Annotated in this window: 12 protein-coding genes; all 12 read left to right on the forward strand. The window is 64.5% G+C overall.

Annotation, left to right across the window (positions count from 1 at the left end):
- Nucleotides 1-396: 396 nt before the first annotated feature.
- The 12 genes from AC08OO_RS19535 to AC08OO_RS19590 all read left to right on the forward strand — a co-directional run bounded on the left by AC08OO_RS19535 (nucleotide 397) and on the right by AC08OO_RS19590 (nucleotide 10,588).
- Nucleotides 397-1,413 (forward strand): C-terminal binding protein, encoded by a 1,017-nt coding sequence (locus AC08OO_RS19535; protein ID WP_476611196.1) that lies wholly within the window; start codon nucleotides 397-399, stop codon nucleotides 1,411-1,413.
- A 209-nt stretch (nucleotides 1,414-1,622) separates the two neighbouring features.
- A complete protein-coding gene (locus tag AC08OO_RS19540; protein ID WP_476611195.1) occupies nucleotides 1,623-1,958 on the forward strand; it encodes a hypothetical protein in 336 nt (111 codons plus the stop codon).
- On the forward strand, nucleotides 1,955-2,398 hold the full coding sequence (locus AC08OO_RS19545; protein WP_476611194.1) for a transposase family protein: 444 nt from the start codon (nucleotides 1,955-1,957) through the stop codon (nucleotides 2,396-2,398). Before AC08OO_RS19540 ends, AC08OO_RS19545 begins: the two co-directional genes overlap by 4 nt.
- Nucleotides 2,399-2,611: 213 nt before the next feature.
- Nucleotides 2,612-3,772, forward strand: coding sequence for a KamA family radical SAM protein (locus AC08OO_RS19550; protein ID WP_476611193.1), 1,161 nt, complete (start codon nucleotides 2,612-2,614; stop codon nucleotides 3,770-3,772).
- The gene (alr, locus tag AC08OO_RS19555; RefSeq protein ID WP_476611192.1) at nucleotides 3,769-4,965 is read left to right on the forward strand and encodes an alanine racemase; all 1,197 of its coding nucleotides are present in this window, start codon (nucleotides 3,769-3,771) and stop codon (nucleotides 4,963-4,965) included. Before AC08OO_RS19550 ends, alr begins: the two co-directional genes overlap by 4 nt.
- A 28-nt stretch (nucleotides 4,966-4,993) precedes the next feature.
- Nucleotides 4,994-6,118: an iron-containing redox enzyme family protein gene (locus AC08OO_RS19560; RefSeq protein WP_476611191.1), complete on the forward strand. Its 1,125-nt coding sequence runs from the start codon at nucleotides 4,994-4,996 to the stop codon at nucleotides 6,116-6,118.
- A gap of 36 nt (nucleotides 6,119-6,154) precedes the next feature.
- The gene (locus tag AC08OO_RS19565; protein ID WP_476611190.1) at nucleotides 6,155-7,204 is read left to right on the forward strand and encodes an aminotransferase class I/II-fold pyridoxal phosphate-dependent enzyme; all 1,050 of its coding nucleotides are present in this window, start codon (nucleotides 6,155-6,157) and stop codon (nucleotides 7,202-7,204) included.
- A gap of 10 nt (nucleotides 7,205-7,214) precedes the next feature.
- Nucleotides 7,215-7,613 carry a hypothetical protein gene (locus AC08OO_RS19570; protein ID WP_476611189.1) on the forward strand — a complete coding sequence of 133 codons (399 nt, stop codon included), beginning with the start codon at nucleotides 7,215-7,217 and terminating at the stop codon, nucleotides 7,611-7,613.
- A gap of 29 nt (nucleotides 7,614-7,642) precedes the next feature.
- Complete coding sequence (locus AC08OO_RS19575; RefSeq protein ID WP_476611188.1) at nucleotides 7,643-8,116, forward strand: helix-turn-helix domain-containing protein; 474 nt, start codon at nucleotides 7,643-7,645, stop codon at nucleotides 8,114-8,116.
- Nucleotide 8,117: 1 nt separating this feature from the next.
- Entirely contained in the window at nucleotides 8,118-8,738 is a 621-nt protein-coding gene (locus AC08OO_RS19580; RefSeq protein ID WP_476611187.1) for an IS630 family transposase, read from the forward strand.
- A 308-nt stretch (nucleotides 8,739-9,046) separates the two neighbouring features.
- On the forward strand, nucleotides 9,047-9,592 hold the full coding sequence (locus tag AC08OO_RS19585; protein WP_476618865.1) for a methionine adenosyltransferase domain-containing protein: 546 nt from the start codon (nucleotides 9,047-9,049) through the stop codon (nucleotides 9,590-9,592).
- A gap of 9 nt (nucleotides 9,593-9,601) precedes the next feature.
- A complete protein-coding gene (locus AC08OO_RS19590) occupies nucleotides 9,602-10,588 on the forward strand; it encodes a DMT family transporter (RefSeq protein ID WP_476611185.1) in 987 nt (328 codons plus the stop codon).
- The last annotated feature ends 445 nt before the right edge of the window (nucleotides 10,589-11,033 follow it).

The raw sequence follows: 11,033 nt of genomic DNA on the forward strand, positions 1-11,033 counted from the left end.
ACCCCAACCACCCCGCCCGGCGCGGCCCACAGCCATGCCCGTGAACCGTCACCCACAGCAAGATCGATAAAGCAGGTGAATGTTTACTCACGCACCTCCGGATCGAGGTGTTGCGACGACCGGTTGAATTCACTCTGGGGTTGACACCCAGTGGTGGCACCTCTTAAGATTAACGCATTGATACGCGCAAAATGTCACACACCTTGCGAGATCTCATGCTAGCGTGGTGACGTAATCCGGAGATTCTCGTTTTCGAATATCGGGATATATTCGATGCTGCGAAAAACAGAATTTCTGCTGACGTGAGACTCGCTGGAACACCGGGTATCCCCGTCCTCGACTGCGACATCATCCCGAGCGAGGCGGACGATGCATGGCACACACGGAAGGAGTCACGTGATCGGCACCAGCGCGGCTACGGGAACCAAGCCCATGTACCGAGTCAATCCGTCCGTCGTCGTCGTCGACGCTCCCGGCGCGGGATACGTCGACACAGTTGAACTGGAACAGCGGATCATCGCGCCAGAGGGTCTGGTTCGTCCATTGATCCTCGCAGACGAAGAGCGTTATCGGCTATACGATCTCGACGCTGAATACATCATTCTCTGGCATCGCGTTTCCTTGGACACAGCCTTCTTCGAGCGAAACAAGACCTGCCGCGCTGTCGTGTGTGCGAGCGTCGGATACGACCATATCGACACCGACGCGGCCCGGGCTAACGGCATTCCGGTGTACCACGTCCCCCATTATGGTACTGAGGAGGTCGCCGATCACACCCTAGCGCTCTTCCTCAACCTGGCACGTCGGCTGCAGGGCCTGCAGGAGCATGTGCGCGAAAGCAAGTGGGACTGGCGTGCGATCGGCGCTGCACGCCGACTGAGGGGAATGGCGTGGGGAGTCGTCGGACTAGGCCGCATCGGGCTCGCGGTGGCGCGACGGGCGACGGCATTCGGCATGCGGGTAGCCTTCCACGACCCGTACAACCACCCCGGCATTGAGAAGGCCCTCAATGTCGAGCGCCGGCATGATCTGGATGAACTGCTCCAGGAATCCGATGCTGTAAGCCTGCATGTGCCCCTTACTCCGGAGACCCGCCATCTGCTCGACGCGGAGCGGTTGCACCGGATGAAGCGAGGATCGATCCTGATCAACACGGCGCGGGGCGCGCTGATCGACATCTCCGCCCTCCGCGACGCCCTTGCCGAGGAGCGGCCGGGCTGCGTCGGCCTGGACGTGGTTGAGGGAGAGCCGGAGATTCCTCAATGGCTGCGCAGCCACGGACAGGCATTGCTCAGTCCGCACGCGGCCTTTTACTCGGTGGAGTCTATGTCCGAACTGCGGGCACGGGCCGCGGAAGCAGTACGCCAGATGATCATCGGTGTTCGGGTCACCTCCGCACTTGCCGTGGCCTGACCGCGCCGCCCCCCTCAACCCATATCCAGAGGAGAGCAGGATGTCCAGCGACGCCATTGAGCCATTCTCGGTAACGGCCAGCTACCTTCTGCCATGGTTGCGGGTCGTGCTGGATGAGGGCGGTCGTGGGGCAGTGGAAGGCGAAATGCGGGGCCTCGGTAGGAAGAAATCCTACGACAGATCATCTTCCAAGAGGCCCCGCGCCTCCTATGAGTGTCACATATGCCGCCGAGCTGCCCCTCGGCGAGCGCACCGTCCTGCGCCTGGCCCCGCTGCTGGCCGCGGAGCGGGAGCGGCGCGGTACCCGTAAGGGTGCCCGCGCGCTCACCTGCTGGGAACAAACCGTGTTCGTGCTGCGCTGGTTCTGCAACGGCACGCCGGTGAAACACCTGACCACGGACACCCCGGATCGGCGGGTCCGTGGGCTACCGCTGCCCGCACGAGGGCGTCGCGGTGCTGGTCTGGCAAACCCCGACCTGCGCGCACTACAGTACTCGCGGCGAAGGCCGCCAGCTACGGCCACGTCCTCGTCGATGGCTCGATGATCGAGACCGGCCGGTCGCCGGCCCCCGGCCCTACCCGCGGCGTCGGTCTCTGGTGGTCCGCCGAGGTTCACGACCACGGCGGCAACACTCAGGTTGTCTCCGCCCCGGACGACGGCTGGCCGCTGTGGGTCTGCGACGTCCGCCTCGGCCGGGGAGCACGACACCGCCGCGCTGTGCGCTTCCGCGCGCTGCCCGTCCTGGCCGCGTGGGTTGCCGACGGCGGCGAGGTCCTCATCGATCTCGGCTACGAGGGGTTACAGGACCAGGTAGCCGTGCCGTACAAGAAGCCCAAGAACGAGACTCTCTCCGACAACCACAAGAAGCACAACCAGGTCCACACCGCGCCACGGGCCGTCGGTGAACGCGCGAACGCCCTGCTCACGATGACTTTCCGCGCCCTGCGCAACGTCACGCTAGTACTACAGCAACAGGTGCTGTGATCAACAGATGCGCCAGCGCCGCGACCTGCGTCTTTGTGATGGATCTTCAGTCTCGGTCGAGCGCCATCTCGGCGTGTCGCCGCCGACACGCCGAGAGGTGTCGCTGTAGTACTAGACCCCTGATCGAGCACCGTCGCACCACCTGACGACCACCACAGCCCCACGCCGCTGTGGCTACTCGCCGCAACCGATCCTTACAGGGAAAGGCTCATTATGCAGAACACCGCCAGCGACGCCTGGACCGACTGGATGTGGCAGCAACGCAACGCGGTACGGACAGCAAGGCAGTTCGAGCAATACTTCCCGCGGTGCGACCGGGAGTTACTGGAGCGCATCGAGCGCCATAACGGCAGCAAGCGGTTTCAGGTGACGCCGTACTACTTGAGTCTTATCGGCAAGGATCCAGATAGCGGCGTACCGCTCCCAGAGGATCCGCTGTGGAGGCAGGTCGCCCCGCTGGGCGACGACAGCGGCGAAGATCCATACCGGTACGATGGGAAGACCGAGAACTGGGAGCTCGCGCATGAGATGGTGACACCCATTGCGCAACACAAGTACGACAATCGCCTGATCGTGCGCTACGCGAATGTCTGTCATGCCTATTGTCAGTTCTGTTATGAGGCGCTGCGCACGCTCGATAAGGAATCGTCCAAGGAGAGCTTCGACCGCAGCCATTGGCAAGCCACGCTGTCCTACCTTCGATCGCACCCGCAGGTCGAGGAGGTTATTTTGAGCGGTGGCGAGCCGCTCATGCACAGCAACGAGCAGATAGACGGCGTGTTGGGCGAGGCGAGAGAAGCCCGTCCGGATCTGATACTGCGCATACACACCCGTGCGCTGACGTTCAACCCCTACCGCGTCGACTCTGAACTCACCCTGGTGCTGGCCCGTCATGGTGTGATCGCAGTTGGCCTGCACATCACGCATCCCCACGAGCTCAGTCCCGAGTTCGATACTGCGGTCCAGCGGCTACACGAAGCCGTGCCCATCGTGTTTGCCAACGTCCCATTGCTGGCGGGAGTCAACGACGATCCAGTCATCCTACGCCGGTTGTGTATGGGGCTGTATCAGCGGGGTGTCCACGCCGGCTACCTTTACCACTTTATGCCGCACAGTCCGGAGGCGGAATGCTTCCGTGTCCCGGTCCAACGCGGGGTGGAACTCGTTCGATCGCTGAAGCGGTACATTTCCAACCCGGCCGTCCCCGAGTACGTACTGCCGCACGCCACAGGCAAATACACCGTGCCTCTGGTGGAGATTGACTCCACGGAGGGCTACCCCCGGCACACTGTCGACGACAACGGTTTCCGGGTGCTGGAGCTTGTTAACTGGCAGGGCGAGCGCGTCCACTATCCGGACCTGGATCCCGCATGAGCGAGACCGCGATACGCATGTCTCCGGCTCGGCTGGCCGCAGAGCGGCTGGAGAAGATTGTCGCTGCCGAGGCGGTACGCCATAACGTGGCCATCCTGCGTTCGGTCGCGGCCGGCCAGCGAATCATGGCCGTTGTCAAAGGCGACGCGTACGGTCTCGGAGCACCTGTCGTCAGCGAGCTGCTGATCGCATCCGGCGTCGATGCGTTGGCCGTGGACACCGTCGCCGAAGGCGTCGAATTACGGGAGCACGGTATTGCCGCGCCGATTCTCGTCATGGACGTCGACGTCGCCGAGAACGCGGAGGCATGTGCCCGGCTCCGGCTGACGCCCTCCGTCGCCACGGCGGGGCACGCGGAACGTCACCTTGCCGTGGCACGACGCCTCGGCGTACCTGCCACCGTGTGGCTCCGGGCCAACGTCGGCTTCAACCGTTTTGGGCCGCGCGAGGAGCGGGACTTCGACACCGTGCTCGACAGACTGCGGCAGGCCCGCCCCGCCGTCGACGTGACAGGGTTCTTCGCCCACCTATCCAGCTCAGGCCACGATGCACAGGAGACCGCTGAGCAGGCCGCGACGTTCCGGTCCCGGCTGGGCAGGGCGCGTGCAGCGCTGGGCGCGGACATCGACGCCAGTCTCGCCGCGACCCACGGGCTACTGCACCCGACAGCGCTGCACGGCACCGACTGGATACGACCCGGCATTGGGCTCTACGGACTGCTCGTCCCGGGCAGCCAAGACCTGCCCGGTTGGAATGGGTCTGGTCTGCATAGGCTGCGCCCGGCCATCACCGTACGGGCCCGGGTGCTCGAGGTCATTACGATCACCCGTCAGGAGGGGCTCGGCTACGACCGTACCGCCGCCGTCGTGCCCGGCCGCCGCGTCGCCTCCGTGGCCATCGGCTTCTCGCGGGGTTTGTCCGGGGCCGCCTCGGGGTTCACAGGGCGGTTGAACGGACAATGCTGTCCGATGGTGGGCAGGCCTGGCATGGACTGTACCCAGTTTGACGTGACTGATGCAAGGGACTCGCGCCCCGGCGACTGGATGACCTTCATCGGAGCCGAGCCGGACAGCCGCGGCTTACCGCGGACCGCTCAGGATGCCGGGGCGGAGCTGGGCCTGAGCCTCTACGAACTGCTCGCCACGCTGCGTATGCCCGTACGCCTCGACGACGCGGCGTCCACGACGACTTAAGACACCTGGGAAACAAGAGAGGAATGCCGTGATCGAAGATCTGTCCTTGGAACGCATCCCGCCCCGTGCCGGGGTAATGCGCATGGCCGGGGAAGCCCCACAGGGTTCGGTGGAAAGCTTGCTGAACGAGAGCCTGCGCGGCCCGGTGGAACCCCTGGACCTACGCGAGAACCACCGCTCCTTGCTGGCCGCACTCCGCGAGCACCTCGACCTCGGCCTGCGGGAAGGCGACCAGGATTCCCTGCTCGATGTGCACCGCAGCGCGTATACGGTCTACGAGACGTTGCTCGGCCACCCGCTTGGCACGGCCGCCCACGAGCGCAGCGCCTGGTTCAACGCGTTTCGCTGGATCTACGAGGACGCAGTGCTGCGCGCCGACATCGAACAGATCACCGATCGGCTCCCGCCCCTCGCGGACGCCACCCGGGCGGAGTTCGTCCGGAACTGGTTCCTTACGGAAGCCAAAGAACGCAACGCACTGGATCGTGCGGTCGAAATTTGTCTGGCCGAGTGGGCTTCTCTGGACCAACTCGCTCGCTTCATCCAGGCCGACGGCTATCTCAACTACCGCTTCTACGACGCACTCGTACTGGCTCAGCCGCACTTTATGGAGACGGTTAAGAACGAGATCGGCCATCACATGTGGGACGAGTGCGGTGAGGGCACGCAACGCAACGCGCACACTCTTCAGTTCACCCGGAGCTTGCGCTTTCTAGCCCTCTCGCTCCCGGTCGTTCCGCCGTGGGAGGACTGGCGGCCCTACGCGGGCCACAATTTGTACTTCCTGCTCGCCTGCAACCGCATGCACTACTTCAAGGCGCTCGGTAGCCTTGCCATGCCTGAGTTGTTCGACGTGGATCGCGATGCTGCGGTCGTCAAAGGCCTGGAACGGCACGGATATAGCGGGGAAAAGGATTTCGAGTTCTTCTACAGTCATATAGAAGGGGACGCAGAGCACGGGCCTGAGTGGCTGGATGGCGTTATTCTGCCCATCGTGGCCGCGGAGCCTGATGCGGGCATCGAGATGATCATCGGTGGGGCGCTGCGCATGCTCGCCATGCGTCGCTACAACGAGTATCTCGCTGAATGTCTTGACCTGGGCGACATCGGCAGCGCGGCAGCCCCGGAGCGGGCAGCGGACCGGAGCGGGTGAGCGCGGACGGTGGAGAATCCGTTTCCTTCCCTAGAGATGACAGAGCGTGCTATCGGCCGCCGGGCTCGTGAACGACTGAGCACCAACGAGAACGAGTTCGGGCCTGCCTCCGAGGTGGTTCAGTCCGTCGCCGCCGCGGCGGCAGAGGCCCACCGCTACCCCGACTGCGACCACTTCGCGTTGCGCGAGCGGCTGGCCAGCCTGCTCCGGGTTTCGCGGGACGGCATCCGGGTCGGCTCCGGCGCCGACGGACTGCTCGGCGAGATCAGCCGCGCCTTTCTGGGCCCTGGTCGTACTGCCGTGACCAGCGAGGCCACCTATCCGACCTTCGGCTACTTCGCCCGAGCCTCAGGAGCGGACGTTCACTTGGTGCCGTACCTGTCGGCCGCGCCGGATCCGCGGGAGCTGGTGAGGTGTGCGCACCGGACCAGAGCCGACGTTGTCTACATCGCCGACCCTGACAACCCCTCAGGTGCCTTGCAGGGCGGAATGGCTTTGTTGGCTATGGCGGACGCGCTGCCAGACCGCACCCTGATGGTCGTGGACGGCGCGTATGCGGAGTACCAGGACCCCGCCTCCCGCTTGGCCGCCAAAGATGTGACAGTCCGTCGCATGCTGTGGCTGCGGACATTCTCCAAAGCGTACGCACTGGCCGGGCTGCGCATCGGTTACGCGGTTGGCAATCCTCAGCTGATCCGTACCCTGGGGGACGGAGCCGAGCACTATGTGGTGGGTCGGGTGGCTGAGGCCGCTGCGCTCGCTGCGCTCGCCGCCGAAGAGCACCTCACCCGGATTCTCAAGGAGACCGCCGCCGGACGGGTGCATTACACAACGGCCCTGAGCGAACTGGGTTTCACCGTGCTGCCCAGCCATACGAACTTCGTGACGGTGCGGCTGGTCGCCCCGGCTGTGGCCGAGCATCTCACGAACAGTCTGAGGGCCCTCGGAGTCTTCGTACGGCACCTGACTGCACCGGGTATGGCCGACTGCGTACGGATCAGCGTCGGCCCGGCACAACAGCGCGCCGTCGTTCTGGACGCCGTTGCGAGCAGCGGTGTTCGCACATCCGCCGTATCAAATCTATAAAGGAGCCCGTATGGCCCTGCATTCCGCCGAGTCGACCGCCGTACAAGCGGAGGGCTGTGAGATCCGCTTTCTGCTGGACCGCCAGTCAAGGGAGATCGCCAACGGTGTCGATCAAGGTGGCGCCGGGGACTCTGGCATCGTCTACGGCTATGCGACCGACGAGACGCCGGAACGGATACCGCTCAGTTGCGTTCTCGCCCACGAGATCGCGCGACGCATTAGCAATACGCGCGATGACCACGGCGCCAGACTGCTCGGGCCGGACGGCAAAGTCCAGGTGCAACTAACAGCCGGCACCGCGGCCGGGGAGAGGAGCGGACACCAAGCCGTGGTGGTAGTATCGGCGCAGCATCCCGCCGAGCTAGTGCCGCGTAACGAGAAGATCTTAGTTGGTTCCTCCGTCTTGTAACACAGAAATAGCGGAGGGACAATTTTGCTATGATGCTGACAGACGAAGAGAGTGGCGGCCTCGAGGTACTGGCTGGCCTGAGCGGGTACGACCGGTCGCCGGCCGCACGCGCACGTATGGTGCTATTGCGGGACCAGGGATACTCGGTATCGGAAACAGCTATCGTGGAGGTGTCGACGACGACCGTGCGCACCTGGCTGGCCCGGTACGACCAGGAGGGGCTGGCGGGCTTGGACAGTCGGAAATCCCCGGGCGGGCCGTGGCAGGTGTCGGGACGCGACCGGGCACGCATTCTGGCCTTGAGTAAGCAGACCCCTCCCGAGGAAACCGGACTGAGCCATTGGTCAACCTACGAGATGGCGAATTATCTGAGGCGCCGAGAGTGTATCTCCGTGTCCCATGGCTTCGTCGCCGCGCTGTGGCGGGAGAACGGCATAAAGCCGCACCGGCGGCGGAACTTCAAACTGTCGGTGGACCCCTGTCTTCGAGGACAAGACCCGTGACGTGGTCAACCTCTACCTTGATCCTCCCGAGGATGCCGAGGTGCTGTCGATCGACAACAAGCCCGGGGTGCAGGCGCTGGAGCGGACCCAGCCCGCACGGCCCGCTAGCTCCGATCATGTGGCTACCAGCACCCACGACTACAGGAGGCGGGGCACCACCGACCTGTTCGCCGTGTTCGGCACCCGGACCGGATGGGTCAGCGCCGGCTGTTTCGCCCAGCACCGCACCCAGGATTTCCTGGACTTCATGGACGAGGTCGCGGCGGACTACGAGGGCGCGCCCAAGGTCCGCGTCATCCTCGACAACGCCTCCGTCCACTCGGGCGAGGACGTTGACGACTGGCTGGCCGAGCACTCGAACTTCGTCTTCCATTACACCTCTGCGGGGAGTTCGTGGTTAAACCAGGTGGAGAACTGGTTCGGAATCCTGCACCGAAAGGTGCTGGAGCGGGGTGTGTTCGTCTCGGTGCACGACCTCGTCATGGCAATATACCGATTCGTCGACCACTGGAACCGAAACGCGGCGCCGTTCGACTGGAATGCCACGGCAGATGAGATCATTGCCGAGGTTGAGCAAATCCACAGGGATTTCAAGGGCCTACTCGCCAACAATTCTGGATAAAGTCCGACTTGGCAGATTCTCTTGATCATTGACTGGCTTCCGCGACCCCGGTCGGCCGCCGCGACACCGATCGCCCCAGTCTCGCGTGCGCGCATAATTGACATCGATTTCAGGATCAATCTTCCGTAAATAGAAATGACCGGCACGCGTCTCGCCACGGTCGACCCGTTTTCGATCATCTGCGACTCGATCGACGCCAAGACCAAGATCGACGGAGATGGATGGAGTGAACGATAAGCAAACCAAGATCTGTTAATTACGCGGCACTAGGGCTAGACGAGGTGACCGGGAGGGTAGCAGAAAAACTGGTGGGCCCGGCGCTGTGCGAGCGTGGGGTCGCGCCTTCCCGGGTCTACGTGAATCCGGCGGGCACCTGCGTGGTGGGTGGCGCTTCGGCCGACGCAGGGCTGACCGGCCGCAAGCTGATGGTGGACGCCTACGGCGGGCTGGTAGGCCACGGAGGCGGATGCTGCTCGGGCAAGGATGCGACCAAGGTTGACCGCTCGGGCGCGTACGCTGCCCGGCACGTGGCGGTGAACCTCGTGGCCGCCGGGCTGGCCTGCCGTTGCCGGGTCGGTCTGGCTTACGCCATCGGCGAGCCGCTGCCCGTATGGGTGGACGTGGATTTCCTGGGCACCGGCGCGGTCGACGCGGCGCAGGTCGCGCAGGCGTTGCCGGAGCTGGTAAGCCTCCGGGTGGAGGCCATGATCGAGCGGCTGGAACTGCGTAAGGTCCCGTTTCTGTCAACGGCGACGTACGGTCACTTCGGTCGGCTTGACGAAGCCTTCCCTTGGGAGAAAACCGACCTGGTTATGGCACTCAAGGACTATTTCGGAAATGCGCTGACACAGTAAGGGATACGCATGGGCGACGCGGGTAGTGACAACGGCCAGGACGGCCGGACCGGCACCGGCGGAGGGCTGGGGACACTGGGACTAGGCCTCGCGGGCGTGGTTGGCTTCAGCCTGACCCTCCCTGTCACCCGGTATGCCGTTCCCGCGTTCGGCCCGGAACTCGTCGGTCCCGGGCGGGCCTTGCTGGCAGCGCTGATCGCGGTGGCGCTGCTTGTGGTGTTGCACCGTCCGGTGTTCCCGCCCAGGCATTCACTCCCGTCGGTCGTCGTCGTCGCGGCCGGGTCGGTCGTCGGCTTCCCGTTGCTGACCGCGCACGCTCTCAAGTCCGTCTCCGCGAGTCATGCGGCCGTGATGATCGCCTTCCTACCCGCCGCCACCGCCGTGATGGCAGTGACGCGGGCCAGAGAGAAGCCCACGGTGATCTTCTGGCTGTGGTGCGGCACCGGCACCGCTCTTATCGCCGGGTACCTGGCCCTGGGCGCGGACACCCGGTTCGGTCCCGGCGACATGGAGATGATCTTGGCAGTGCTGCTGTGCGCCATGGGATACGCGGAGGGGGGCGTGCTCTCCCGCGAAGCCCCCGGCTGGCTCGTCACCTGCTGGTCGCTGATCGTAGGGTTCCCCGCCGTACTTGTCATCGTGCTGGTCACCGGCATCCCCGCCGACGCGACGCTGACGTGGCGCACGCTTGCGGCCTTCCTCTATCTGGCAGTGGGGAGCTCTCTGCTGGCCTTCTTCTGCTGGTATCGCGCGCTCGCCTCGGGCGGGGTCGCCAAGGTCGGGCAGATCCAGCTGCTCCAGCCAATTCTCACCATGCTGTTCGCCACTGTGCTGCTGGACGAGGAACTCAACGGCATCATGCTGCTGGTCGGCCTCGGTGTCGGCGGCACCGTCCTCATGGCGCAGCGGACCCGGGTTCGCGCCGCTATCCCGCCGTCCCCGGCTCCCGTGAGCGCAGGAGACGACAGCTCTGTCGTATCGCACAGAATGCCGTGAAGGCCACCACAAGGGGCAATGCCGTGAAGCGTAGTTTGATCTTGCCGGGGTCTGGTCATGCTGCGCGCGGGGTGAGTGGGTGGAGCCGGATCGTCGGCGGGCCGGGGTGGCGGGTCGAGGCGGGTTTCTTGACGCGGTAGCTGTTGTGGCGGGGGCGTTTGACGGTGCGGGGGCAGGTGCGGTGGCGCCGTGGCGGGTTGAGCGTGCGGGTGATCTCGGTGTGGAACCGGGTCAGGTGGGCGTGCCGACGGTTGCAGCATAGAGCCTTTTCAATCTCTGAGCCTTTTCAAAGTTAGCTTTCCTAAATCCATTCCTCGGTGAGAATGAATGCGGCGAGGGCGAACTTCCCGACGGTAAGAGTTCGGTGATGGTGTGGGTGGGCGGGCCGAAGGCCCGGCCGGTGTTGCCGGCCGGGTGGTTTTCGGCTTGTGGGTGGGGTTAGGGC

It is taken from the genome of Frankia sp. CeCAU1 (assembly GCF_977971845.1).

Coding starts and splice junctions, on each gene's coding strand:
- AC08OO_RS19540 (WP_476611195.1), top strand. CDS start 1,623: ATGAGTGTCACATATGCCGCCGAGCTGCCCCTCGGCGAGCGCACCGTC.
- AC08OO_RS19545 (WP_476611194.1), top strand. CDS start 1,955: ATGATCGAGACCGGCCGGTCGCCGGCCCCCGGCCCTACCCGCGGCGTC.
- AC08OO_RS19550 (WP_476611193.1), top strand. CDS start 2,612: ATGCAGAACACCGCCAGCGACGCCTGGACCGACTGGATGTGGCAGCAA.
- alr (WP_476611192.1), top strand. CDS start 3,769: ATGAGCGAGACCGCGATACGCATGTCTCCGGCTCGGCTGGCCGCAGAG.
- AC08OO_RS19565 (WP_476611190.1), top strand. CDS start 6,155: ATGACAGAGCGTGCTATCGGCCGCCGGGCTCGTGAACGACTGAGCACC.
- AC08OO_RS19570 (WP_476611189.1), top strand. CDS start 7,215: ATGGCCCTGCATTCCGCCGAGTCGACCGCCGTACAAGCGGAGGGCTGT.
- AC08OO_RS19575 (WP_476611188.1), top strand. CDS start 7,643: ATGATGCTGACAGACGAAGAGAGTGGCGGCCTCGAGGTACTGGCTGGC.
- AC08OO_RS19590 (WP_476611185.1), top strand. CDS start 9,602: ATGGGCGACGCGGGTAGTGACAACGGCCAGGACGGCCGGACCGGCACC.